The sequence below is a fragment of the Streptomyces capillispiralis genome, assembly GCF_007829875.1.
Classification (GTDB): Bacteria; Actinomycetota; Actinomycetes; order Streptomycetales; family Streptomycetaceae; genus Streptomyces; species Streptomyces capillispiralis.
Window position 1 is genome coordinate 6,895,793 of record NZ_VIWV01000001.1, and the last position, 24,228, is coordinate 6,920,020.

Genomic DNA, 24,228 nt, shown 5'->3' on the forward strand with positions numbered 1-24,228 from the left:
TGCTGCTGGGTGAAGCGGGTCAGAGGATCGCCCCGGGGGTGTACCCGGCGGCCTCCGGGTGCCGCTTCACGATCTCGTCGATCCTTCCGACGACGGTGGCGACCTGGTCGCTCGCCGCGCCCGTGAAGGACAGCTTGTCCGCCATCAGCGCCGCCAGCTCCGCCCGGCCGAGCGGCAGCCGCTCGTCGGCGGCGAGCTTGTCGAGCAGGTCGTTGCGCTCGGCGCCCTGCTCACGCATGGCCAGGGCGGTGGCGACGGCGTTCTCCTTGATCGCCTCGTGGGCGACCTCGCGGCCGACGCCCGCGCGCACCGCGCCCATCAGCACCTTGGTGGTGGCCAGGAACGGCAGGTAGCGGTCGAGCTCGCGGGCCACGACCGCCGGGAAGGCGCCGAACTCGTCGAGCACCGTCAGGAACGTCTCCAGCAGACCGTCCAGGGCGAAGAACGCGTCCGGAAGCGCGACCCGGCGCACCACCGAGCAGGACACGTCGCCCTCGTTCCACTGGTCGCCCGCCAGCTCGCCGGTCATCGAGGCGTAGCCGCGCAGGATCACCATCAGGCCGTTGACGCGCTCGCAGGAGCGGGTGTTCATCTTGTGCGGCATCGCGGAGGAACCGACCTGGCCCGGCTTGAAGCCCTCGGTGACCAGCTCGTGCCCGGCCATCAGCCGGACCGTCTTCGCCAGCGACGACGGCGCGGCGGCCAGCTGCACCAGCGCGGTGACGACCTCGTAGTCCAGCGAGCGCGGGTAGACCTGGCCCACCGAGGTGAACGCCTCCGAGAAGCCCAGGTGCCCGGCGATCCGCCGCTCCAGCTCCGACAGCTTGGCCGCGTCCCCGCCGAGCAGGTCCAGCATGTCCTGCGCCGTCCCCACCGGGCCCTTGATGCCGCGCAGCGGGTAGCGGCCGAGCAGCTCCTCCACCCGGCCGTACGCGACGAGCAGCTCGTCGGCGGCGGTCGCGAACCGCTTGCCGAGGGTGGTGGCCTGCGCGGCCACGTTGTGCGAGCGGCCGGCCATGACCAGCTCGCCGTACTCACCGGCCAGCCGGCCCAGACGCGCCAGCACGGCCACCGTGCGGTCGCGCATCAGCTCCAGCGAGAGCCGGATCTGCAACTGCTCCACGTTCTCGGTGAGGTCGCGGGAGGTCATGCCCTTGTGCACGTGCTCGTGCCCGGCGAGGTTGTTGAACTCCTCGATCCGCGCCTTCACGTCGTGCCGGGTGACCTTCTCGCGCTCGGCGATCGAGGCCAGGTCGACGGTGTCGAGGACGCGCTCGTAGTCGGCGATCGCCGCGTCCGGCACCTCGATCCCGAGATCCTTCTGGGCGCGCAGCACGGCGAGCCAGAGCTGCCGCTCGAGCTTCACCTTCTGCTCGGGCGACCAGAGCGTGGCGAGCTCGGCGGAGGCGTAGCGTCCGGCGAGGACGTTCGGGATGCGGGGCTTGGCGGGCGCAGAAGTCACGTGTACGGATTCTACTGGCGCATCGTGCAGGCCGGCGCCACGGGGTGGTTCGGCGGAAGCTACGAACGGCCTGGGTGCGGGGGACCGGTGCCGGGGGACCGGCGCCGCTAACCGATCTCGTACGGCAGCAGCTCGGGCCGCTTGGGCGGCAGCCCGTCGCCGGAGGAGCGGCCGGTGAGGCGGCGGCCTATCCACGGCAGCAGGTGCTGCCGGGCGAACCGGGCGTCCGCGACCCGGCGGGCCGCCCAGCGCGGCGGCAGCGTCGCCTCCGGGGGCAGGTGCCACTCGGGGTCCTCGGGCGGGTAGCCGAGGGTCTGCCAGACCGCCTCCGCGACCCTGCGGTGGCCCTCCGCGGTCAGGTGCAGCCGGTCCACGTCCCACAGCCGGGGGTCGCCGAGGGCGGGCGCCCCGTACAGGTCGACGACGAGTGCGCCGTGCCGCTCGGCGAGCTCGTCGACACAGGCGAACAGCGCCTCCATGCGCGGCCGGAACCGCTCCAGGACCGGCCCCTGGCGGCCGGGGCTGCGCATCAGCACCAGTTGCTCGCAGTGCGGGGCCAGCCGCTCCACGGCCTCGGTCAGCAGGTCCCGCACCCGCACCATGTCGCACTTGGGCCGCAGGGTGTCGTTGAGTCCGCCGACCAGGGTGACGACGTCGGCCCGCATGGCCGCCGCCGTCTCCACCTGCTCGTCGACGATCTGCTGGATCAGTTTGCCGCGCACCGCGAGGTTGGCGTAGCGGAAGCCGGGGGCGGCGGCCGCCATCCGCCCGGCGAGGAGGTCGGCCCAGCCGCGGTAGGTGCCGTCAGGGAGCCGGTCCGACATGCCCTCGGTGAAGGAGTCGCCGACGGCGACCAGGCTGGTGTGGGTGGGAATCGTCTGCATGGCGACAGAGATGGTATCCCGCGGCACATACCCGGCGGTCGGTCGGCCCGGGTCCGGGCCGACCGACCGGGTCGCGCGGCTCAGGTCCGCTGACCGAACAGCTTCTGGAGGACGTCCTCCATCGTCACCAGTCCGGACAGCCGCCCGTCGGTCCCGAGGACCGCCGCCAGGTGCGTACGGCTGCCCCGCATCGCAGTGAGGACGTCGTCCATCGGCGTGCCCTCCCGCACCCGAGCGATGGGCCGCATGTCGCGCAACCGGAACGGCAGGTCCCGCGGAGAGGCGTCGAGGGCGTCCTTCACGTGCAGATACCCCACGATCCGCCGCTGCCCGTCCACCACCGGGAAGCGGGAGAACCCGGACCGCGCCGACAACTCCTCCAGCCCCTCGGGGGTGACGCCCACGCTCGCGTAGACCACGCGCTCCAGCGGCATCACCACGTCCCGCACCGGCCGCCGGCCCAGCTCCAGCGCGTCGTGCAGCCGCTCCTGCGCGCGGTCGTCGATGAGGCCCGCCTCACTGGAGTCCTTCACGATCTGGGCCAGTTCGGCGTCGGAGAAGGAGGCGACCACCTCGTCCCGCGTCTGCACCCGCAGCAGCTTCAGCAGGGTGTTGGCGAAGGCGTTGATCGTGAAGATCACCGGGCGCAGCGCCCGGGACAGCGCCACCAGCGGCGGACCCAGCATCAGCGCGCTGCGCACCGGCTCGGCGAGCGCTATGTTCTTCGGCACCATCTCGCCGAGCAGCATGTGCAGGTACGTCGCCAGCGCCAGCGCGATGACGAAGGACACCGCGTGCCCCGCGCCCTCCGGCACGCCCACCGCGTGGAACGCCGGTTCCAGCAGGTGCTCGATGGCCGGCTCGGCGACGACACCGAGGACCAGGGTGCACAGCGTGATGCCGAGCTGTGCGGCCGCCATCAGCGCGGACACGTGCTCCAGGCCCCACAGCACGCTCTTGGCGCGCCGGTCGCCCCGGTCGGCGTAGGGCTCGATCTGGCTGCGGCGGACCGAGATCAGGGCGAACTCGGCGCCGACGAAGAAGGCGTTGACGACCAGCGTCGCCAGACCGATCAGCAACTGTACGGCGGTCATCGCCGCGCCCCCTTGTCCTCCGTGGTTCGGCCCGTCCGCTGCTGCGCCGGGTGCGGGTCGTCGAGGGGCGCGTGCAGCAGGACGCGCGCCGCGCGGCGGCCGGTGGCGTCCAGCACCTCCAGCCGCCAGCCGGTCACCTCGAAGGTGTCCCCGACGGCCGGTATCCGGCCCAGCTCGGCCGCCACGAGGCCGGCGAGGGTCTCGTACGGCCCCTCCGGGGCGCGCAGGCCCACCCGGGCGAGCTGGTCGACGCGCGTCGCGCCGTCGGCCGAGAACAGCGCCCGGCCCTCCTCGTCGGTGCCGGCCCGGGCCAGGTCGGGGACCTCGTGCGGGTCGTGCTCGTCGCGGACCTCGCCGACGACCTCCTCCACGATGTCCTCCAGGGTGGCCACCCCGGCGGTGCCGCCGTACTCGTCGATCACCACGGCCATGGTGCGCCGCCCGGAGAGCCGGTCGAGCAGCCGGTCGACGGTGAGCGATTCGGGGACCAGCAGCGGTTCGCGCATCAGCTCCGAGACCGGGACCCGGGCGCGACGTTCGGCGGGCAGCGCCAGTACGTCCTTGACGTGCGCGGTGCCGACGACCGCGTCGAGGGTGTCGCGATAGACGGGGAAGCGGGACAGCCCGGTCGCCCGGGTCACGTTCGCCACGTCCTCGCAGGTCGCGTGGACCTCCAGGGCGACGACCTGGACGCGCGGGGTCATCACGTTCTCCGCGGTGAGGTCGGCGAGGTTCAGGGTGCGGACGAACAGCTCGGCCGTGTCCGCCTCCAGGGCGCCCTCCCTGGCGGAGTGCCGGGCGAGCGCCGCGAGTTCCTGGGGTCCGCGCGCCGACTCCAGTTCCTCGGCGGGTTCCACGCCGATGCGGCGCACGATGCGGTTGGCCGTGTTGTTCAGGTGGGTGATGAAGGGGCGGAACGCGGCGCTGAACCAGCGCTGCGCGTTGCCCACCCGCTTGGCGACGGCCAGCGGCGAGGAGATCGCCCAGTTCTTGGGCACCAGCTCGCCGACCACCATCAGGAACACGGTCGACAGGGCCGTGCCGATCACCAGCGCCAGGGAGCGCGCCACGGACTCGGAGGCGCCGACGTCCCGCAGCGGGCCCGCGATGAGCGCCGCGATGGACGGCTCGGCGAGCATGCCGACCACCAGGTTGGTGACGGTGATGCCGAGCTGGGCGCCGGAGAGCTGGAAGGTCAGGCTCCGTACGGCCTCGAGCGCGCCCGCGGCGCCCCGCTCGCCGCGCTCGACGGCCCGCTCCAGCTCGGCGCGCTCGACCGTGGTGAGGGAGAACTCCGCCGCGACGAAGGCGCCGCACGCGAGCGAGAGCAGGATCGCCGCCAGGAGGAGGAGCACTTCTGTCATCGGGTCACCTCCGTCCCATCGTCGGACAGGACGGGGACGAATGCGCGATGTCGCGGACTGGGAGGCTCGCCCATGGGCGGACGCACACAACCTTTCATGGAGGACCGGGTGACCCCACAAGAGTAAAGGACCGGCAAAGGAGGGTGGCCGGGCTGTGGATCAGCCGGTGAGGGGCTTCACCCAGCGCCGCCAGTGTTCCTCCGGCGCGTACCCCGCCGCGCCCCAGGCATGGTGCGCGGTCTCGTTGCGCCGGAGCACCATCGCGTCCGCGCGGCGCCCGCCGAGCCGCACGAACCGCTCCTCCGCGGCCGCCAGCAGCGCGGTGGCGACGCCCTGGCGGCGGTGGCCTGGATGCACCGCCAGCCGGTAGAGATGGCACCGCCAGCCGTCGAACCCCGCGATCACCGTGCCGACCGGCTCGCCGCCGTACTCGGCGAGGATCAGCGCCTCGGGATCGCGGGCGACCAGCCGCTCCACGCCCTCCAGGTCGTCGCTGATGCTCGTGCCCTCGGCGGCCACCTTCCAGAAGGCCAGCACACGGTCCAGGTCGCCGGGCCCGGCGGCCCGTATACGCAGCTCACTCATGAGCCGATCCCAGCACGCCCGGCCGGCCCGGGCCGGGAATTCCGCGATCCGGACCGTCCGCCGCGCGGCTCACTCGTGCGCGATCGCCTCCAGCACGTTCATCCGCGACGCCCGCAGCGCCGGCAGCAGCGCCGCCGCGATGCCCACCACCACCGAGCCGACGACGACCGCGACGACGGTGCCCCAGGGGACGGCCAGCGCGGTCATGCCCTGCAGGGCCAGGACCTGCTGCATGCACAGACCCCACACCAGCCCCAGCGCGAGTCCGAGCACGGCGCCGAAGACGGCGATCACCACCGACTCCAGGCGGATCATCCGCCGCAGCTGCCGCCGCGCCAGGCCGATCGCCCGCAGCAGACCGATCTCCCGGGTGCGTTCCACCACCGACAGCGCGAGGGTGTTGACCACTCCCAGCACCGCGATGACGATCGCCAGGCCCAGCAGGGCGTAGACGAGGTACAGCAGGACGGCGATCTGGTCGTGCACCAGGTCCTTGTAGTCGGCCTGGTCGCGGACCTGCGCCTGGGGATACGGGTCGAGGGCCGACTCCAGCCGGTCGCGCAGGGCGTCCGTGCCGGTCCCGTCGGCGGCGTTGACGTACAGCGCGGAGTCCTGGCCGCCCGGCATGTACTCCTCGACCGTCGCGATGCCGAAGAACAGCCCGCCCCGCATCCCGAAGCCCTCGCCGCCCTCCATGTCGGTGAGGGCGGTCACCGTCAGCTCGGTGCGCCGGCCGCCGGGGAACTCGACCGGGAGCGTGCCGCCGATCCGCACGCCGTGCTCCGCGGCGAAGCCGGCGTCCATGGCGAGGCCGCCGTCCGCCAGGGCCGCCGCGCGCGTACGTCACCCGCGCGACGTCGTCGACCCGGTCGTCGTACCCGGCGGCGGTGGTCTCGACCCGCTCCCCGTCCGGCAGCCGTACCGCCACCGGCGCGAACCGCTGCCGCACCACCAGCCCCACGCCCTCCGTGTCCCGCACCCGGTCGGTGACCTCCTGGGAGAACGGCATGAAGCCGGCGTCCTGGATCACGAAGTCGGCGCCGAGCGTCCTGTCGATCTGCTCGTCGAAGGACCGGGACATCGAGGCACCGGCCACCGACATCCCGCCGACCAGGGCGATCCCCACCATCAGCGCGGCGGCCGTCGCCCCCGTACGGCGCGGATTGCGCAGGGCGTTGCGCCGGCTCATCAGGCCCACCGCGCCGAACAGCGCGGGGAAGGCCGCGCCGAGCACCCGGATCACCGGCCGCACCAGCAGCGGACCGGCGACGACGGTCGCGATCAGCGTGAGGACGACACCGAGCCCCAGCAGCGAGGCCGCCCGGGCCGTCCCGGTGGCGGCCGCACAGCCCGCCAGCGCGGCCGCGCCGAGCGCGCCCACCACGGACCCCACCACGGCGCGCGCCCGCAGCGGCCGCCCCACCCCGGCGATCTCCGCGTCGGCCAGCGCGGCCATCGGCGACACGGCCGCCGCGCGGCGGGCCGGGAGATACGCCGCGACGAAGGTGACCCCCACGCCGACGGCGTACGCCGTGACGGGCGTGACCCACCCGATCACCATCTCCGTCGTCTTCAGGTTCATGCCGAAGACGCCCATCAGCCGGATCAGCCCGGAGGCGAGCCCGATGCCGGCCGCGAGCCCCAGCGTCGAGCCGGCCAGACCGAGCAGCACCGCCTCGGTGAGCACCGACCGGCGCACCTGCCGCCGGTCGGCGCCGAGCGCCCGCAGCAGGCCGAGTTCCCGGGTGCGCTGGGCGATCAGCATCGAGAAGGTGTTGACGATCAGGAAGACGCCGACGAGGACGGCGACCCCGGCGAAGCCCAGCATCACGTACTTGATCACGTCGAGGAATCCGCCGAGTTCGTCGGCGGCCGTCTCGGCCAGCTCGTCGGCGGTCCTGATCTCGTAGGCGCCCGTGCCCAGCTCGGCGGTGACCCGGCGCTTCAGTTCCGCGTCGGTCACGCCGGGCGCCGCCTCGAGGGAGATGCCCGTCGCCCGGTCCGGCGAGCCCAGCAGTCTGGTGGCGGCGACCCCGGGGTCGAGGAAGACCAGCGCCGCGCCGGGGTTGGTGGTGGTGAACGTGGCGATGCCGACGACCTCCACGCGGAAGGTGCCCGGCTGCGCGTGCACGGACAGCGTGTCCCCGATCCCGACGTCCTCGGCGTCGGCGGTGTCCGCGTCCAGGACGGCCTCGCCGTCGCCGCGCGGGGCCCTGCCGGAGGTCAGCTCCACCACGCTGCGCTCACTGACGTACCAGTCCACCGCGTGGGTCGGGGCACCCGTGGTCGGGCCCACCGGCTCGTCGTCGCCGTCGGTCACCGTGATGTTGTCGGCCTCGACGTCCGCATGGGCCGACGCGACACCGTCGACCCCGGTCAGCTCCCCGGCGAGCGGGGCCGGCAGGGTCCGGACCGCTCCCGTGGGCACCGACGACTCCAGGTCCTCCAGGGGCTCGACCGTCACATCGGCGGAGCTGGAGGCGAACAGCCGGTCGAAGGTACGGGAGACCGTGTCGGAGAAGATCAGGCTGCCGGCGACGAACGCCACGGACAGGACGACGGCCAGCGCGGACAGCAGCAGCCGCCCCTTGTGCGCGAGGAAGCTCCTCAGCGTCGCCCGCAGCACCGTGTCACTCCCTCTCGGGGGCGGCGCCGTCCGCGGGGGCGCGGATCACGTCGAAGCGCTTCATCCGCTCCAGCACCGACTCCGCGGTGGGCCGCCGCATCTCGTCCACGATCCGGCCGTCGGCGAGGAAGAGCACCAGGTCGGAGTGGGCGGCGGCGCCCGGGTCGTGCGTCACCATCACCACGGTCTGGTGCAGTCGGTCCACGGCCTCGCGCAGGAAGCCGAGGACCTCGAGACCCGAGCGGGAGTCGAGGTTGCCGGTCGGCTCGTCCGCGAAGATCAGCTCGGGACGGGAGGCCAGGGCCCGTGCGCAGGCCACGCGCTGCTGCTGTCCGCCGGAGAGCTGCGCGGGGCGGTGCCTGAGCCGGTCGCGCAGGCCCAGCGTGTCGATGACCTGGTCCAGCCACGCCTCGTCGGGCCGCTGCCCCGCGATGTCCATGGGCAGGGTGATGTTCTCCCGCGCGTTCAGGGTCGGGATGAGGTTGAACGACTGGAACATGAACCCGATCCGGTCCCGCCGCAGCCGGGTCAGCTCACGGTCCCTCAGCCCCGTGATCTCGGTGTCTCCCAGCCACACCTGACCGGCGGACACGGTGTCCAGCCCCGCCAGGCAGTGCATCAGCGTGGACTTCCCCGACCCGGACGGTCCCATCACCGCGGTGAACCGCCCGCGCACGATGTCCACGTCCACCGAGTCCAGGGCGAGCACCGTCGTCTCCCCCGAGCCGTAGGCCTTGGTCAGACCACGGGCGCGGGCCGCGGTCCCGTCGGCGGACGGGCGTCCGGGAGCGTGCTCCGCAGCAGGTGTGGACAAGGCCGCCTCCTCGATTGAGGACGTCATGTCGTGCTCGTCCCGCCCGAGCGTAATGTGATCCCGCCCACACTCGGTATCCCCCATAGGGGCACCTCCGTCTCCACCCCAGGTCGGGTCCCCGAAAACGGTGTAAGGGGCATAAATCTCGCCCGGTCGCCGCACTTGCCGCTGCTAGCGCCCCGGCGCTAGCTTCGAGGTATGGCGAAGACCCAGCTGAACGTGCGCGTGGACGAGGGCACCGCCCGCGCGGCCCGCGAGCGCGCCCTGGCCCGCGGGATGAGCGTCAACCGCTACATCGAGGAACTGGTCCGGCGGGACACAGGGGAGGCGGGCCGCGCGTTCGTCGAGGCCGCCGCCGACTTCATGAAGCAGTACGAGAGCGTCTTCGCCGAGGAGTTCGACGGGGCCGCCCCCGCCCGGTCGGGGCCGGCCGGCCCCGAGGACCGCGAGGGCACGCGCGAAGGTCGCCGCTGAACCGTTGAACGACCTGCGCATCGACCTCGCGTGGCTGCTCATGCTCGCCGAGCAGCAGACTCCCGGGGACCCCCAGGTCACCGACTGGGGCGCCCTCGTCGCCGCCGTCGCACGCCACCGGGCCGAGATCTTCGACGTCCCCGTCTACGACAGTCCGCACGCCCGCGCCGCCGCGCTCCTCCAGCTGCTGATCCACGTCCCCGCGCTGGAGCGCTCCAACGCCCTGTTCGCCTCCGCCGTCGCGTACGCCTACCTCGTCGCCAGCGGTCTGAAGGTCGTCACCTCGCCGGAGCAGGTGCGCGATCTGGCCCGGCTGGTCAAGGACGGGCAGGCGACCGTGGACGACATCGCCGCCGAGCTGCGCCGCTGGAGCGAGTGATCAGCTCCCGGCGCTCCCCGCCTCGCCCACCGGCCGCCACGCGGTGCCGATGACGCAGTACGAGGTCGGCAGGACCGGCCCCTTCTCCGGCATCAGCATCCGCCGGTAGGGACCGAGTTCGAACCCCGCCTCCCGGAGCGCGCCGACCGGGTCCCGGGCCACGTGGCAGCCGCCGGCCAGCGGCGGCCACACCGTCCGGTCCAGCGCCCGCTGGGTGAGGCGCATGACCGGGCCGCCGCCCCGGCCGTGCTCGAAGAACCGCACCTCGCCGCCGGGCCGCAGCACCCGCCGCAGCTCCGCCAGCGCCCGCGGCACGTCCCGCACGCTGCACAGCACCAGCGAGAGCACCGCCGCGTCGAACGCCTCGCTCTTGACCGGCAGCGCCTCCGCCACCCCCGGCGCCACGTCCACCGGCACCCCGGCGCGCAGGGCGGCCTCCACGGCCAGCGCGCGCAGCGCCCGCTCGGGCTCGATGGCGACGATCTCGGAGACGGTGGCCGGGTAGTGGGCGAAGTTCAGGCCGTTGCCCGCGCCGATCTCGATCACCCGCCCGGACAGCCCGCCGAGCAGTCCGCGCCGCACCTTCGCCATCCCCGCGCGGGTCTCGGCCGCGACGCTGGCCCGGGCGTAGCAGCGGGCGAACAGCGGGTGGTGCACGGGATCCCGCGCCACCTTCGTGGAGCGGTCGGACCGTAGCCGCATGTGGACCTCCCCAGGACGGGACTACGGCGATTCTGCCCCGAACGGGCCGCCCGCACCCCCGCCGTCGTCAGACCGCCTCGCGCGCCCGGAACGCCTCCGCGTCCCAGGTCCCCTCCAGCTCGGGCGCCAGCCAGTGCGGTGCCGAGGACCGGAAGCGGGCGGGCCCGAGGGAGCCCGCCCCGGCCGGCACGGCGCCCAGCAGCGGCACCCCGGCCACGTCCGGCAGGTCCAGCAGGTTGCACCGTGCCGCCAGGTCCGGCTCGGCGGGCCAGCTGCCGATCACCACACCCGCCGGGTCCAGCCCCCGCCGGCGCAGCTCGCGGACCGTCAGCTCCGTGGTGTTCAGCGTGCCGAGCCCCGCCTGCGCCACCACCAGCACGGGCGCGGCCAGCAGCTCCGCCGCGTCCGCCAGGGTGCCGCCGGCCGCGTCGAAGCGCACCAGCAGGCCGCCGGCGCCCTCCACCAGCACCAGATCGTGCTCCGTGGCCAGCTTGGCGGCCCGCTCCGCGACGTCCCGCGGACGCACGGGCGCCCGCCCGGCCCGGCGGGACGCCGTGGCCGGCGCCAGCGGATCCGGATAGCGCGCGAGTTCGTCCGTGGTCACCGCACCGGCGAGCCGCGCGACCTCCTCGGCGTCCCCGGGCTCTCCCGGCCGCACGCCCGTCTGCGCCGCCTTCAGCACGGCCACCGACCGGCCGGCCGCCAGCGCCGCCGCGGCGACCGCGGCCGTCACCACCGTCTTGCCGACCTCGGTGCCCGTGCCCGTGATCACCATCACCGGCATGTCATCCCTCCTTCGCCGCCGCGCACACCGCGCGCGCGATGCGCGCCACGTCGGCGTCACCCGTGACGTACGGCGGCATGGTGTAGACGAGGTCCCGGAACGGCCGCAGCCACACGCCCTCGCGCACCGCGGCCGCCGTGGCGGCCTCCATGTCCACCGGGTGGTCGAGCTGCACGACACCGATGGCGCCGAGCACCCGCACGTCCCGGACCCCCGGCAGCCGCGAGGCCGGGGCCAGCCCCTCGCGCAGACCCGCCTCGATCCGTTTGACCTCCGCGAGCCAGTCCTGCCCGAGCAGCAGCTCGATGGAGGCGCAGGCCACGGCCGCCGCCAGCGGACTGCCCATGAACGTCGGACCGTGCGCCAGCACCGGCACCTCACCGCGGGAGATGCCCTCGGCCACCCGCGCGGTGCACAGCGTCGCCGCCATGGTCAGGTAACCGCCGGTCAGCGCCTTGCCCACGCACATCACATCCGGGGTCACCGCCGCGTGCTCCGCCGCGAACAGCGCGCCCGTGCGCCCGAAACCGGTCGCGATCTCGTCGAACACCAGCAGCACGTCGTGCGCGTCGCACGCCTCGCGCAGCACCCGCAGGTACGCGGGGGAGTGGAACCGCATCCCGCCCGCGCCCTGCACCACCGGCTCCACGATCACCGCGGCCAGCTCACCGGCGTGCCGCCCGATCAGCTCCCGCAGATGAGCGGCGTACGACTCCTCGTACCGCTCGGGCGGGGCCTCGGCGAACACCTGACGGGGCAGCACCCCGGACCACAGGTCGTGCATGCCCCCCTCGGGGTCGCAGACCGACATCGGCTGCCAGGTGTCGCCGTGGTAGCCGCCCCGCCAGGTCAGCAGCCGCCGCTTCTCCGGCCGGCCCAGCGAACGCCAGTACTGAAGGCACATCTTCACCGCGACCTCGACCGACACCGACCCCGAGTCGGCCAGGAACACGTGCTCCAGGCCCTCCGGCGACATGTCGACGAGGAGCTTCGCCAGCCGGACGGCGGGCTCGTGCGTGAGCCCGCCGAACATCACGTGGCTCATCCGCGACAGCTGCTCGCCGGCCGCCTCGTTGAGCACGGGGTGGTTGTAGCCGTGGATCGCCGACCACCAGGACGACATCCCGTCGACCAGTTCGCCCGAGCCGTCGGCGAGCTTCAGCCGCACCCCGCTCGCCGCCTCCACGACGAGCGGTTCCTGACGGCCCGGCATGGGCCCGTAGGGGTGCCAGACGTGCCGCCGGTCGAGTTCCAGCAGGTCGGCGACGGAGAGCTCAGGCATTGGGCGCGAGGTCCGTTCCGGCCCCCCGGCGGCGCACGGCGACCAGATCGGTGCGCGGCCCGTCGGCCTGCCGCGCGCCCCCGTCCACCGCGTCCGCGTCGGCGGCCACGGAACCGCACGCCCCGCCGCCCCCGTGCGAGCCGCAGCCCCCGCCGGCCCGGTGCTCGGGCAGCGTCACCTGATCGGCGCCCTCCACCTCGAAACCGGCGTCCGCGATCATCTCCAGGTCGGCCCTGCCCGCCTGGCCCTCGCTGGTGAGGTAGTCGCCGAGGAAGATCGAGTTGGCCAGGTGCAGCGCGAGCGGCTGCATCGAGCGCAGGTGCACCTCGCGGCCGCCGGCGATCCGCACCTCGACGTCCGGGCAGACGAACCGGACCATCGCCAGGATGCGCAGGCACCGCTGCGGGGTCAGGTTCCACTCCTTGGCGAGCGGCGTCCCCTCGAACGGGATCAGGAAGTTGACCGGCACCGAGTCCGGGTCCAGCTCGCGCAGCGAGAAGACCACGTCGACCAGGTCCTCGTCGCTCTCGCCCATCCCCGCGATCAGACCCGAGCAGGCGGACAGCCCGGCCGCGTGCGCCTTCTGCACCGTGTCCACGCGGTCGGCGTAGGTGTGCGTGCTCGTGATGTCCGCGTACGTCGACTCCGACGTGTTGAGGTTGTGGTTGTAGGCGTCCGCGCCCGCCTCGCGCAGCCGCTCCGCCTGGCCGTCGGAGAGCAGGCCCAGGCAGGCGCACACCTCGACGCCCTCGTTCTGTTCCTTGATCGCCTTGATGGTGTCGGAGACCCGGTCCACGTCGCGGTCGGTCGGACCCCGCCCGCTGGCCACCAGGCAGACCCGCTTGGCGCCGCCCGCGAGACCGGCGGCGGCCGCCTGGGACGCCTCGTCCGGCTTGAGCCAGGTGTACTTCAGGATGTCGGCCTTGGAACCGAGCCGCTGGGAACAGTAGGAGCAGTCCTCCGGGCACAGGCCGGACTTGAGGTTGACGAGATAGTTGAGTTTCACCCGTCGGCCGAACCAGTGCCGGCGCACCTTCCCGGCCGCGGCCACCACTTCGAGCAGGTCGTCGTCGGGCGTCGCGAGGACGGCCAGCGCTTCCCCACGGGTCGGCGTCTCGCGCCGAAGCCCCTTGTCCACCAGCGTGTTCAGCAGGTCCATGAGAGCCGATCCTGTCCTACCGGACCCCCTCGGGCAAAGGAGAGTTCGTACAACAGAGGCACTTCGAGGTGTGGGTATTGCCACACAGTGGTCCGTCCGTCCTGCCGCTAGTGTCTGTCCACTGCCTACAAAAGCCCCGGAGGACCCATGGCGTTCGGCTGGATCGACGAGCAGGCGGCACGGCGCCGCCGGGCCGGACTCGTCCGCACGCTGCGCCCCCGGGCCGCCGGCACAGCGCTGCTCGATCTGGCGAGCAACGACTACCTGGGCCTGGCCCGGCATCCGGAGGTCACCGAGGGCGCCGCCCGGGCCGCGCGGACCTGGGGCGGCGGCTCGACGGGCTCCCGGCTCGTCACCGGCACCACCGAACTCCACGCCGAGCTGGAGCGCGAGCTGGCCGCCTTCTGCGGCTTCGAGGCGGCCCTGGTCCTCTCCTCCGGCTACGCGGCCAACCTCGCCGCCGTCACCGCGCTGGCCCCGCACGGCTCGCTGATCGTCTCCGACGCGGGCAACCACGCCTCCCTGATCGACGGTTGCCGGCTGGCCCGCGGGACGGCCCAGGTCACCGCGCACGCCGATCCCGACGCCGTGCGCAAGACACTGGGCGGGCACGACGGGCCCGCCGTCGCGGTGTCCGACACGGTGTTCTCGGTGGACGGCGACGCCGCCCCCCTCGCGGCGCTGGCCGAGGCGTGCCGGGAACACGGCGCGGGGCTGGTGCTCGACGACGCGCACGGCCTCGGAGTGCTGGGCGACGGCGGCCGGGGCGCCCCGTACGCGGCGGGACTCGCGGGCGCCGACGACGTCGTGGTGACGGTGACGCTGTCCAAGTCGCTGGGCAGCCAGGGCGGGGCGGTGCTCGGCCCGGCCCGGGTGATCGAGCACCTGGTCAACACGGCGCGGACGTTCATCTTCGACACGGGACTCGCCCCCGCGGCGGCGGGCGCGGCCCTGGCGGCGCTGCGGCTGCTGCGCCGCGAACCCGGGCGCGCGGCACGGGCGGGCGCGGTGGCGCGGGAGCTGCACGGCCGGCTGACGGCCGCGGGTCTGGAAGCGGTGCGTCCGGACGCCGCGGTCGTCTCCGTGCGTGCCCCCTCCCCGGAGCAGGCCGTGCGATGGGCGGCCGACTGCCGGGCGGCCGGCCTGTCCGTGGGCTGCTTCCGTCCTCCTTCCGTGCCCGACGGCATTTCACGGCTCAGGCTGACCGCCCGCGCGGACCTGTCCGGGGCGGAGATCGAACGCGCTGTACGAGTGATCGGCGAGACGCGGCCATGAGTCGGCGGGGCACGGCCGTGCGTCGCCCGGTGACGGGTCGGTTCCGGTCGGTCGGGTCAGTGGATGTGAAGCCGGGTCAGCGGACCGCGGTCACGAACTCCGCCCAGCTCTCGGGGGAGAAGAGCAGCGCGGGTCCGGCCGGGGTCTTGGAGTCGCGCACGGCGAGCAGTCCGGCCAGGGGGCCGGTGGCCGGCCGGGCCGTCTCGACGCAGTTGTTCGCACCCGTGCTGTAGCTGCTGCGCAGCCACCGCGCGCCGTGCAGTGCGAGGCTGGAAGGGATGGTCCGAGGCGGTGCGGGCATCGTGCCTCCTTACGCGCCGGCCGCTGTGCCGGCGATGAAATCCAACGAGTCCTCTGGCGAAAGGGCGTGGATCGAAAGCGCGTCGAAGGCCTCCGAGTAGGCCCTGAGGTCTTCTTTCCGCTCCAGATAGAGGCTACTCGTCAAGTGGTCGAGAACAACCACGTCCAGATCAGAAGTGCGCGAGAATGAAAAGATTACGAAAGGACCGGTCACACCGATGTGTGCCCCCGCGGTGAACGGCAGCACCTGCAACCGCACTTGGGGGAGTCGGGCCGCCTCGACCAGCCGGTTCAGCTGCCGGGTCATCACACCGGGCCCGCCGACCTGCCGGCGCAGCACCGCCTCGTCCAGGACCGCGCTCAGCTCCAGGGGCGGCTGGGCCCGCAGCACGTCCTGCCGGGCCAGCCGCACCTCCACCAGGGCGTCCAGCCGTTCCTCCGACGCGCCCTCCAGGGCCGCCTCGGTCACCGCCCGCGCGTACTCCGGGGTCTGCAGCAGTCCGGGGATCACCGTGGTCTCCAGGGTGCGCATCGCGCTCGCCTGCGACTCCAGGCTGATGAAGTCCCGGTAGGTCGGCGGCAGTACACCGCGGTAGGCGTGCCACCAGTGGTGCCGGCCGGCGCCGTCGCCGGTGCCCGACAGCATCAGCAGCAACTCCCGCAACTGCGGGTCGCCGACGCCGTAGAGGTCGAGCAGTAACCGGACGTCGGCCGGTTTCACCCCGCTCGTGCCCGTCTCGATGCGGCTCACCTTCGACTGGTGCCAGCCCACCAGGCGGGCCGCCTCACCACTGGTGAGTCCCGACGAGGTGCGCAGCGCGCGCAGCTCCGCGCCCAGTTTCCGGCGGCGCACCGCGGGACCGTGCTGCATGGGCTTCTCCTTACTCCTTCCGAGCCGCCCGCATACGGTCTCCCGTCGCAGAGTTCACCGCTTTGAGCGACAGATATATGCATATCCTGGTGGATCGCCGCCCTGCACCGCGCGGTAATGGCAGTCTGGCGACGAAGCACCAGTGCGGGACCGTACTCGAACCAGCCGCTCCGTGTCGGACTGCGGTCCCGTGGGAAAGGGACGACGTCGCCATGGCAGACCATCTGGAAGCATCCGTCACTCTGCCGAGCGCTCCCGCCTCGGTCGCGGCCGCCCGGGCCCATGTGGTGGACACGCTGGTGGAATGGGGGATGCCCAGGGACGCGGACCTGTCCGACACCGTCCGGCTGATCGTCTCCGAACTCGCCACCAACGCGGTGCAGCACACGTTCGGGCAGTCACCCACGTTCACGGTGGACGTCGTGCTCGTCCGTGACGAGCGGGTGCACATCGGTGTGACGGACAGTCACCCCCGGCTGCCCAAACGGCTGCCCGCCGCGGTGCAGCAGGACAACGGGCGCGGGCTGGTCATCATCCGCTGGCTGACCGTGGAGTGCGGCGGCAGACTCCGCGTCCGCCGCACGCGGGAGGGCGGCAAGACCGTCGCGGTGGAACTCCCGTGGACCGTCCCCGCCGCCGAAGCGGTCACGGCGGTGGGACAGCAGGAGCAGTAGGCGCGGCGCGGGCCGGGCGTGACGGGGCGGCGGCGTGGCGGGGCGCCGCCGCCCCACGGGTCACCGCACCCGGCCGTACGAGACGCTGCGGGTCCAGATCTTCTGCAGGCGCACCACGTCCCCGCTCTTCGGGGCGTGCCAGATCTTGCCCTGACCCGCGTAGATGCCGACGTGGTAGACGTAGTTGCCCGAATGGAAGAAGACCAGGTCCCCCGCCCTGCGGCTGCCGGCGGAGATGTGGCGCGTCTTGTTGTACTGCTGGGCGGCGGTGCGCGGCAGCTTCTTGCCCGCCTTCTTGAACGAGTACAGGGTCAGACCCGAGCAGTCGAACCGGTTCGGCCCGGTGGCGCCCCACTGGTACGGCGAGCCCTTCTTGGAAGCGGCGATGCGCAGGGCCTTGCTCGCCGGACTCGCGGCCGCCGCCTCCGAGGCGACTCCGGGGACCACGATGGAGCCGCCCACGGCGGCCAGGGTGAGGGCCGAGGCCGTGCCGGCCCGGGCCATGAGAGACGGGACACGATTGAGCGCAGTCATGCGCAACCCTTCGTCAGCCGCCTGTGAAGGATGACCTGTCGGATTCGGGCTGGCGAAGTTGCCCGGCCGCACGTGTGCGGCTTCACCCCAAGGACTGCTCGGAACTGACGTCCCGGCAACCCGTCGTGCCTGGGTCCTCCACTCCTGCCGATCCACTCCTGTCGACCGGTCATCCGGGCGGCGGCAGGACTCGGCGTCCGCCCGGATCGCCCCGCCGCGGCGGCGGGGTCTTGTCGTCAGTCAGGGATCTTGACTCAAGAAGGGAGCGAAATCCCAACGGAACGTGGGGTTTGTGTTGTTACTCACCAATCACCCGTTCGGGTGGACACCTCCTTGTTCGGTTCCTCGTCAAGGGCGCCGGGGAGTCACGGACCAGCGATGGAATGTCCGATTCCGCGCTGCGGCGGGCGCGGTGCGCAACTTCGGCGGCCCGAAAACAGCAGGTCGGTCTACGCCGGATGGGGGTACGCCGTTCGGTCCGTTTCAACGTCCGCCGGGGCGCGCCGCCGACGGAAAGGTCATCGGGAGGGGTGCGGGCGTCAACTGCCCGGGTCCGGCGGCAGGGTGACCCGGGCCGTGCGCCGTTCGCCGTCCAGCACGCGCAGCGCCCGGGCCAGGGTGGCGGAGTGCAGTTCGCTCTCGCCGCGCAGGTGCATCAGGGTCAGCGCGTCGCGCAGCGCGACAGCCTTGCCGACCAGCGCCTGCGCCGCCCGCAGTCCGCGGTAGGTGTCACCGCCCAGGGCGGGGTTGACCCTGCCGAGCAGGTCGACGGCCTCGAGGTAACGGTCGATCAGTTCGGCCTCCGCGCGGGTCAGCGCGGGCAACGGGGGCAGTTCCGGTGGCAGCATCCGCGGCTCACTCAGCGGCGGAGGCGGGGTACGCGCTCCTGTGGTGCGGCACGATCCGGTCCGCCAGGCCGTGGTCCAGCGCCGCCTGTGCGTCGAGCACCTTGTCCCGCTCGATGTCAGCCCGGACCTGTTCGGCGGTGCGGCCCGTGTGCCGGACGAGCATCTCCTCCATGCGGGACCGGATACGGGTCAACTCCTCGGCCTGGATCGCCAGATCACTGGCCTGCCCCTCGACCGGTTCCGGCAGGGCGGGCTGACGGAGCACCAGGCGCGCGCCGGGCAGGAGGAACCGCTTGCCCGGGGTGCCGGCGGCCAGCAGCAGCGCGGCGGCGCCCTCCGCCCGGCCCAGGCAGATCGTCTCCACGTCGCAGGTGACGTAGCGCAGCGTGTCGTAGATCGCCGACATGGCGTGGAAGGAGCCGCCGGGGGAGTTGACGTAGAGGGAGATGTCCCGGTCGGGGGAGTGGTGCTCCAGGTACATGAACTGGGCCATCACGTCATTGGCGGAGGTCTCGTCGATCCGGGTCCCGAGGACGACGATCCGCTCCTCGAGCAGCTTGGAGTACGGGTCCATCGTCCGGTGGCCGGACGCCGTGCGTTCGGTGAACTCGGGCAGGACGTGGCGGGCGGACGGTCGGGTCATGGGAGCCCCTCCTGTCAGGTTGTCTCTGTAAAAAATGTACAGGATGTACGTGACGTTATGATGGGTGCATGGCCTACGAGATTCCGGTGACTCAAGCCAGGGCTGAGCTCGCCGACCTGATCAACCGTGTGGTGTACGGCGGCGAGCGCGTTGTCGTGACCCGCCACGGAAAGCCCCTCGTCGCCCTCGTATCCGCCGATGACCTGCGACGACTCGAAGAACTGCGGAAGCTCGAGGAAATCCGGGAGTCCGCGCAGGAGCAGGTGGTCAGCACGGTGGCCGGCGTGCACGAGGTCGCGTCCGCCTCCCGCGAACAGCAGCGCTTCGGCATCGCCGCGCAGCACCGGGGGACGGCCACCTCGTAAGGGCCGCCGGAACAGGCCGTGCACCCCCGTCCGGCAGTGACGAGGGTGCACGCGCACGCAACCGGGAGTCCCGGCGGTCGCGCGCCGGGCGGCGGCGGTCAGCCGACGGTGGCCGGCTCCCGCGCGGAGGCGGGCGCCGCCTTCCCCGTCCGCTCCCGCAGCGCGTCGGCCAGCAGCACGGTCCCCAGGCCCAGCGCCGCCCACCAGGTCAGCGTCAGGGCGGGACCCACCGCCGCCGCGCCGTCGAAGAAGGACACGGAGCGCAGCAGTGACACGCCCGCGCCCGGAGGCAGCCACTGGCCGATCGCGCCGGCCGGCTCGGGCAGCATCTCCGGCGCCGAGGACGCCCCCGAGAAGGGGTTTCCGAGCAGGACGACCAAGAGGCCGCCGACCCCGATGCCGGCCCGCCCCAGCAGGGCCGCGCATCCGGCGACCGCCGCGGCCACGGCCAGCGCGGTCAGGGAGAACGTGCCGGCCACGGCCCACCAGTTCCCCGGGACGGCCTCCAGCCAGCTCTGCGTCAGCGCGGCGGCCACCGCGCCCACCAGCACGGCGGACCCGGCCAGCGCGGCGACCGCGCGGATGCCGCGCAGCCCCAGCAGCGTCACCGCCGAACCGGCCCCGACGCCGGCCAGGGCCAGCGGCAGCACGCTCGTGTTGAGGACCGCGCCGCGCGGATCCCGCTCGGCGGCGGGTACGACGTCCACGGTGGTGACCGGGGTGCCGGAGCCCGCCGCCGATCGGGCCACCGCCTCCTGGAGCAACTGGGCCACGGCCGGGCTCGCGGCGGACGCGGTGAGCAGCCTGGGGCCCTGCTCGGTGACGACGACCGCGCCGTACACCTCGCGCTGCTCGATGGCGTCGCGGGCGGCGGCCTCGTCGGCGTAGCGGTGCACCGCGAAGGCGCCTTCCCGCCGTTCGAGCCGCTGCTCCACCGGTGCGGTCGCGGCGGCCGGTCCGGCCACGCCGAGCGGCAGGTCACGGGGTGCCGTGCGGGCGGCGGGCCAGGCGAAGGCCCAGAGTGCCAGCGCCACCACGACGGGGATCAGTACCACCACGGCGGCGATCCGGCGGTGCGGTGGCAGTGAGGAGGGGGACATGAGGGCTCCCGCTGTAAAAAGAAGGATCGTTCGTTTTGAATTCCTCCTCACCGTCCCGCTCGGGCTTCTCCTTGTCAAGAAGGAACGTTCGTTTTAGATTGCGGTCATGGCCCGCGTTTCCCAGGAACACCTTGACGCCCGCCGCCGGCAGATCCTCGACGGCGCCGCGCTCTGCTTCGCCCGCAACGGCTTCCACGCCACCTCGATGCAGGACGTGCTCAAGGAGGTGGACCTCTCCGCGGGCGCCGTCTACCGGTACTTCGGCGGCAAGGACGAACTGATCTCCGCGATCGTCACGGAAGTGCTCGACACGGTGCGCGACATCTACGAGCGGGCCGCGCTGGAGAGCCCGCCGCCCACCCCGGACGTGCTCATCCCGCGCACCCTGGCCCGGATGCGCGAACTGCGGCCGGCCACCCTGGACGGCGGTGAGTGGATGTTCCCGCGGCTGATGATCCAGGTGTGGACCGAGACCACCCGCAACCCGGAGCTGGCCGCCGCGCTGGGCGAGGGGTACCAGAAGGTCCGGGCGAGCTGGGTGAGGATCGTCGAGGGCTACCAGGACGCCGGACTGATGCCGCGGGACACCGACGCGGACGCCATGGCGCGCGCCATGATCGCGGTCGTCCAGGGGTTCGCGGCGCAGATCGCGCTCTTCGGCGGGCCCCTGGAGGAGACCGTGGGCGAGGGGCTGAGGGCGATGATGACGGTGCGCCGGCCCGGGACGGACGGCTGAACGGCCCGGCGGGCCCCTGGGGGTGTCCGCCGCGGCCCGTCACGGTTAACGTCCCCGAAACTCCGCCCCACTAGCCTGCCCACCCACGCCACCAGGGGCGCCACCCCGTGGCCGCGGCGACCGGACCCCGCACGGTCCGGAGCGAGAAGGGTGAGGTGGGACGCTGTGCGACTGACCCCGCACGAGCAGGAGAGGCTGCTGATCCACGTGGCGGCCGACGTGGCGGACAAGCGCCGTGCCCGCGGGCTGCGGCTGAACCACCCCGAGGCGGTCGCCCTGATCACCTCGCACATCCTCGAAGGCGCCCGGGACGGCCGTACCGTCGCCGAACTCATGGCGTCCGGACGCCGGTTGCTCGGCCGCGCCGACGTCATGGAGGGCGTCCCGGAGATGATCCCCGACGTCCAGGTGGAGGCGACCTTCCCGGACGGCACCAAGCTCGTCACCGTCCACGACCCGATCGTCTGACCCGGGAGCGGCCGCCGTGATTCCCGGAGAGATCCTGTTCGCCGACGACCCGATCGCCTTCAACGTGGGCCGCGAGGTCACCCGGCTGACCGTGCTCAACACCGCCGACCGCCCCGTCCAGGTCGGCTCTCACTACCACTTCGCCGAGGCCAACCCGGGCCTGGAGTTCGACCGCGCGGCCGCCCGCGGCACACGGCTGGACATCGCCGCCGGCACCGCCGTGCGCTTCGAGCCGGGCATCCCCGTCGAGGTCGGGCTGGTCCCGCTCGCCGGAGCGCGGGTCGTGCCGGGCCTGCGCGGGGAGACCGGAGGTGCCCTCGATGCCTGAGCTCTCCCGCGCCGCCTACGCCGACCTGTTCGGCCCGACGACCGGTGACCGTATCCGGCTCGCCGACACCGACCTGCTCGTCGAGATCGAGGAGGACCGCTCCGGCGGCCCCGGACGCGCCGGTGACGAGGCCGTGTTCGGCGGCGGCAAGGTCATCCGCGAGTCCATGGGCCAGTCCCTCGCCACCCGCGCCGACGGCGCCCCGGACACGGTCGTCACGGGCGCGGTGATCGTCGACCACTGGGGCGTCGTCAAGGCCGACGTCGGCATCCGCGACGGCCGGATCACCGGCATCGGCAAGGCGGGCAACCCCGACACCATGGACGGCGTCCACCCGGACCTCGTCATCGGCCCCGAGACCGAGATCATCGCGGGCAACGGACGGATCCTCACCGCCGGCGCCGTCGACGCCCACGTCCACTTCATCTGCCCCCAGATCGCCGACGAGGCGCTGGCCTCCGGCGTCACCACCCTCGTCGGCGGCGGCACCGGCCCCGCCGAGGGCTCCAAGGCCACCACCGTCACCCCGGGCCCCTGGCACCTGGCGCGGATGCTGGCGGCGATGGAGGCGTACCCGCTGAACATCGGACTGCTCGGCAAGGGCAACACCGTCTCGCAGGAGGCGATGCTCTCGCAGATCAGGGGCGGTGCGGTCGGGCTGAAGCTGCACGAGGACTGGGGCTCCACCCCCGCCGTCATCGACGCCGCGCTGACCGTCGCCGGACGCACCGGCATCCAGGTCGCCCTCCACAGCGACACCCTCAACGAGGCCGGGTTCGTGGGCGACACGCTCGCCGCGATCGCCGGGCGCGGCATCCACGCCTACCACACCGAGGGCGCGGGCGGCGGGCACGCTCCCGACATCATGACCGTGGTCTCCGAGCCGCACGTCCTGCCCAGCTCCACCAACCCGACCCGGCCGTTCACCGTCAACACCGTCGAGGAGCACCTCGACATGCTGATGGTGTGCCACCACCTCAACCCGGCCGTGCCGGAGGACCTGGCCTTCGCCGAGTCCCGGATCAGGCCTTCCACCATCGGCGCCGAGGACGTGCTGCACGACCTGGGCGCCATCTCGATCATCTCCTCCGACTCCCAGGCCATGGGGCGGGTCGGTGAGGTGATCATGCGGACCTGGCAGACGGCCCATGTGATGAAGCGGCGGCGCGGCGCCCTCCCGGGAGACGGCCGCGCCGACAACCACCGGGTACGCCGCTACGTCGCCAAGTACACGATCAATCCGGCGCTCGCCCAGGGCATGGCCCGCGAGATCGGCTCCGTGGAGAGCGGCAAGCTGGCCGATCTCGTGCTGTGGGAACCGGCGTTCTTCGGCGTCAAGCCCCAGCTCGTCCTCAAGGGCGGTCAGATCGCCCACGCGCAGATGGGCGACGCCAACGCCTCCATCCCCACCCCGCAGCCGGTCCTCCCGCGCCCTATGTACGGGGCGATCGGGCGGGCGCCCGCGGCCAACTCGGTCAACTTCGTGGCGCAGGCGGCGATCGAGGCCGGGCTGCCGGACCGGCTGGGGCTGGGCAAGCGGTTCACCGCCATCGACTCCACGCGCTCGGTGACCAAGGCGGACATGCGGGAGAACGACGCCCGGCCGGACGTGCGCGTCGAGCCCGACAGCTTCGCCGTCCACATCGACGGTGAGCTGGTGGAGAGCGCACCCGCCGCCGAACTGCCGCTGGCCCAGCGGTACTTCCTCTTCTGATGTCCCGGTCGGCGCTGCTCGTCCTGGCCGACGGCCGGTTCCCCGCCGGGGGCCACGCGCACTCCGGCGGGGCCGAGGCGGCCGTCGCGGCCGGGCGGATCACGGGGGCGGCGAGCCTGGAGGAGTTCTGCCGGGGGCGGCTGCACACGACGGGACTGGTGTCGGCGGCCCTCGCCGCGGCCGCCGCGCTGGGCGCCGACCCGGCGGAACTGGACGCGGCGGCCGACGCCCGCACCCCCTCGCCCGCGCTGCGCGCGGTCGCGCGCCGACTGGGCCGCCAGCTGACCCGGGCGGCCCGCGCGACCTGGCCCTCGCCCGAACTCGACGGCCTCGCGGCGCGGTTCCCCAAGGGCGCGCACCAGCCGGTGGTCCTCGGCGTCACCGCACGGGCCGCCGGACTGGGGCCCGCCGACGCGGCGCACTGCGCGGTGTACGAGAGCGTCGGCGGGCCGGCGACGGCGACGGTGCGGCTGCTGAGCCTCGACCCGTTCGACGCGACGGCGGTGCTGGCGCGGCTGGCGCCGGAGGCGGACGGGGTGGTGCGGCGGGCGGTGGAGGCGGCGCGGAGGGTGGCCGGCGAAGGGGTCGGGGCGCTGCCCGCGGCGTCGGGCCCGCTGCTGGAGATCTCGGCGGAGGCGCATGCGGGGTGGTCGGTGCGGTTGTTCTCCTCGTAGGGGGCGGTCGCCCCCGCCGCCCGTTCCCGTTCCCCACCGGGTGCTGCGCCCCCGAACCCCCTGTCCGCCCGAGTGGGCCCGTCCGCGTA

General features: G+C 73.2%; 26 protein-coding genes, 1 pseudogene and 1 riboswitch. Of the genes and pseudogenes, 10 read left to right on the top strand and 17 right to left on the bottom strand.

Features of this window, described 5'->3' with window-relative positions; all coding sequences use genetic code 11:
* Positions 1-19 precede the first annotated feature (19 nt).
* From purB to FHX78_RS30340, 7 genes and pseudogenes are all read right to left on the bottom strand, one after another.
* A complete protein-coding gene (purB, locus tag FHX78_RS30310) occupies positions 20-1,462 on the bottom strand; it encodes an adenylosuccinate lyase (RefSeq protein ID WP_145870572.1) in 1,443 nt (480 codons plus the stop codon).
* A gap of 107 nt (positions 1,463-1,569) precedes the next feature.
* Positions 1,570-2,346 carry an SGNH/GDSL hydrolase family protein gene (locus FHX78_RS30315; protein WP_145870573.1) on the bottom strand — a complete coding sequence of 259 codons (777 nt, stop codon included), beginning with the start codon at positions 2,344-2,346 and terminating at the stop codon, positions 1,570-1,572.
* A gap of 80 nt (positions 2,347-2,426) precedes the next feature.
* Positions 2,427-3,440, bottom strand: coding sequence for a hemolysin family protein (locus FHX78_RS30320; RefSeq protein ID WP_145870574.1), 1,014 nt, complete (start codon positions 3,438-3,440; stop codon positions 2,427-2,429).
* On the bottom strand, positions 3,437-4,804 hold the full coding sequence (locus FHX78_RS30325) for a hemolysin family protein (protein ID WP_145870575.1): 1,368 nt from the start codon (positions 4,802-4,804) through the stop codon (positions 3,437-3,439). Before FHX78_RS30325 ends, FHX78_RS30320 begins: the two co-directional genes overlap by 4 nt.
* A gap of 159 nt (positions 4,805-4,963) precedes the next feature.
* Positions 4,964-5,389, bottom strand: coding sequence for a GNAT family N-acetyltransferase (locus tag FHX78_RS30330; RefSeq protein WP_145870576.1), 426 nt, complete (start codon positions 5,387-5,389; stop codon positions 4,964-4,966).
* 69 nt (positions 5,390-5,458) lie between these two features.
* Positions 5,459-8,015: pseudogene (locus FHX78_RS30335) on the bottom strand (FtsX-like permease family protein).
* Between the two features lie 4 nt (positions 8,016-8,019).
* A complete protein-coding gene (locus FHX78_RS30340; protein ID WP_145870577.1) occupies positions 8,020-8,829 on the bottom strand; it encodes an ABC transporter ATP-binding protein in 810 nt (269 codons plus the stop codon).
* 198 nt (positions 8,830-9,027) lie between these two features.
* Here FHX78_RS30340 and FHX78_RS30345 point away from each other — a divergent pair, with 198 nt between their 5' ends.
* Both FHX78_RS30345 and FHX78_RS30350 read left to right on the top strand, forming a co-directional pair.
* On the top strand, positions 9,028-9,303 hold the full coding sequence (locus FHX78_RS30345; RefSeq protein ID WP_145870578.1) for a toxin-antitoxin system HicB family antitoxin: 276 nt from the start codon (positions 9,028-9,030) through the stop codon (positions 9,301-9,303).
* 4 nt (positions 9,304-9,307) lie between these two features.
* On the top strand, positions 9,308-9,682 hold the full coding sequence (locus FHX78_RS30350; RefSeq protein WP_145870579.1) for a fic family toxin-antitoxin system, toxin component: 375 nt from the start codon (positions 9,308-9,310) through the stop codon (positions 9,680-9,682).
* Here FHX78_RS30350 and FHX78_RS30355 read toward each other — a convergent pair whose 3' ends face one another.
* The 4 genes from FHX78_RS30355 to bioB form a co-directional block, all read right to left on the bottom strand.
* The gene (locus tag FHX78_RS30355; RefSeq protein WP_145870580.1) at positions 9,683-10,384 is read right to left on the bottom strand and encodes a class I SAM-dependent methyltransferase; all 702 of its coding nucleotides are present in this window, start codon (positions 10,382-10,384) and stop codon (positions 9,683-9,685) included.
* Positions 10,385-10,451: 67 nt separating this feature from the next.
* Positions 10,452-11,168, bottom strand: coding sequence for a dethiobiotin synthase (gene bioD / locus FHX78_RS30360; RefSeq protein ID WP_145870581.1), 717 nt, complete (start codon positions 11,166-11,168; stop codon positions 10,452-10,454).
* Position 11,169: 1 nt separating this feature from the next.
* Positions 11,170-12,450 carry an adenosylmethionine--8-amino-7-oxononanoate transaminase gene (locus FHX78_RS30365; RefSeq protein ID WP_145870582.1) on the bottom strand — a complete coding sequence of 427 codons (1,281 nt, stop codon included), beginning with the start codon at positions 12,448-12,450 and terminating at the stop codon, positions 11,170-11,172.
* Positions 12,443-13,609, bottom strand: a complete 1,167-nt coding sequence (gene bioB, locus FHX78_RS30370) for a biotin synthase BioB (RefSeq protein ID WP_145870583.1) — start codon at positions 13,607-13,609, stop codon at positions 12,443-12,445. Before bioB ends, FHX78_RS30365 begins: the two co-directional genes overlap by 8 nt.
* A 147-nt stretch (positions 13,610-13,756) precedes the next feature.
* Between bioB and FHX78_RS30375 the strand changes: the two genes are divergently transcribed.
* The gene (locus tag FHX78_RS30375; protein WP_145870584.1) at positions 13,757-14,884 is read left to right on the top strand and encodes an 8-amino-7-oxononanoate synthase; all 1,128 of its coding nucleotides are present in this window, start codon (positions 13,757-13,759) and stop codon (positions 14,882-14,884) included.
* A gap of 76 nt (positions 14,885-14,960) precedes the next feature.
* Here the strand turns inward: FHX78_RS30375 and FHX78_RS30380 are convergent, their stop codons facing one another.
* Together FHX78_RS30380 and FHX78_RS30385 are read right to left on the bottom strand one after the other, a co-directional pair.
* A complete protein-coding gene (locus FHX78_RS30380) occupies positions 14,961-15,185 on the bottom strand; it encodes a DUF397 domain-containing protein (RefSeq protein WP_145870585.1) in 225 nt (74 codons plus the stop codon).
* A 9-nt stretch (positions 15,186-15,194) separates the two neighbouring features.
* Entirely contained in the window at positions 15,195-16,055 is an 861-nt protein-coding gene (locus FHX78_RS30385; protein ID WP_145870586.1) for a helix-turn-helix domain-containing protein, read from the bottom strand.
* A gap of 212 nt (positions 16,056-16,267) precedes the next feature.
* Here FHX78_RS30385 and FHX78_RS30390 point away from each other — a divergent pair, with 212 nt between their 5' ends.
* Positions 16,268-16,729 (top strand): ATP-binding protein, encoded by a 462-nt coding sequence (locus FHX78_RS30390; protein WP_145870587.1) that lies wholly within the window; start codon positions 16,268-16,270, stop codon positions 16,727-16,729.
* A 60-nt stretch (positions 16,730-16,789) separates the two neighbouring features.
* Here the strand turns inward: FHX78_RS30390 and FHX78_RS30395 are convergent, their stop codons facing one another.
* The 3 genes from FHX78_RS30395 to FHX78_RS30405 form a co-directional block, all read right to left on the bottom strand.
* Entirely contained in the window at positions 16,790-17,263 is a 474-nt protein-coding gene (locus FHX78_RS30395) for a C40 family peptidase (RefSeq protein WP_145870588.1), read from the bottom strand.
* A gap of 3 nt (positions 17,264-17,266) precedes the next feature.
* A riboswitch (cyclic di-AMP (ydaO/yuaA leader) is annotated at positions 17,267-17,456 on the bottom strand.
* Positions 17,457-17,802: 346 nt separating this feature from the next.
* Positions 17,803-18,111, bottom strand: coding sequence for a hypothetical protein (locus tag FHX78_RS30400; RefSeq protein WP_145870589.1), 309 nt, complete (start codon positions 18,109-18,111; stop codon positions 17,803-17,805).
* Positions 18,112-18,118: 7 nt separating this feature from the next.
* Entirely contained in the window at positions 18,119-18,754 is a 636-nt protein-coding gene (locus tag FHX78_RS30405) for an ATP-dependent Clp protease proteolytic subunit (protein ID WP_145870590.1), read from the bottom strand.
* Between the two features lie 68 nt (positions 18,755-18,822).
* Between FHX78_RS30405 and FHX78_RS30410 the strand changes: the two genes are divergently transcribed.
* Positions 18,823-19,119 (top strand): type II toxin-antitoxin system Phd/YefM family antitoxin, encoded by a 297-nt coding sequence (locus tag FHX78_RS30410; RefSeq protein WP_145870591.1) that lies wholly within the window; start codon positions 18,823-18,825, stop codon positions 19,117-19,119.
* A gap of 98 nt (positions 19,120-19,217) precedes the next feature.
* Here FHX78_RS30410 and FHX78_RS30415 read toward each other — a convergent pair whose 3' ends face one another.
* Entirely contained in the window at positions 19,218-20,219 is a 1,002-nt protein-coding gene (locus tag FHX78_RS30415) for an ABC transporter permease (protein WP_145870592.1), read from the bottom strand.
* 106 nt (positions 20,220-20,325) lie between these two features.
* Between FHX78_RS30415 and FHX78_RS30420 the strand changes: the two genes are divergently transcribed.
* From FHX78_RS30420 to FHX78_RS30440, 5 genes are all read left to right on the top strand, one after another.
* On the top strand, positions 20,326-20,955 hold the full coding sequence (locus FHX78_RS30420) for a TetR/AcrR family transcriptional regulator (RefSeq protein WP_145870593.1): 630 nt from the start codon (positions 20,326-20,328) through the stop codon (positions 20,953-20,955).
* Positions 20,956-21,120: 165 nt separating this feature from the next.
* Positions 21,121-21,423, top strand: a complete 303-nt coding sequence (locus FHX78_RS30425; protein ID WP_189908634.1) for an urease subunit gamma — start codon at positions 21,121-21,123, stop codon at positions 21,421-21,423.
* Between the two features lie 16 nt (positions 21,424-21,439).
* Complete coding sequence (locus tag FHX78_RS30430; protein ID WP_145870595.1) at positions 21,440-21,751, top strand: urease subunit beta; 312 nt, start codon at positions 21,440-21,442, stop codon at positions 21,749-21,751.
* On the top strand, positions 21,744-23,465 hold the full coding sequence (locus FHX78_RS30435) for an urease subunit alpha (protein ID WP_145870596.1): 1,722 nt from the start codon (positions 21,744-21,746) through the stop codon (positions 23,463-23,465). Before FHX78_RS30430 ends, FHX78_RS30435 begins: the two co-directional genes overlap by 8 nt.
* Complete coding sequence (locus FHX78_RS30440) at positions 23,465-24,139, top strand: urease accessory protein UreF (protein ID WP_145870597.1); 675 nt, start codon at positions 23,465-23,467, stop codon at positions 24,137-24,139. Before FHX78_RS30435 ends, FHX78_RS30440 begins: the two co-directional genes overlap by 1 nt.
* Positions 24,140-24,228: the final 89 nt, after the last annotated feature.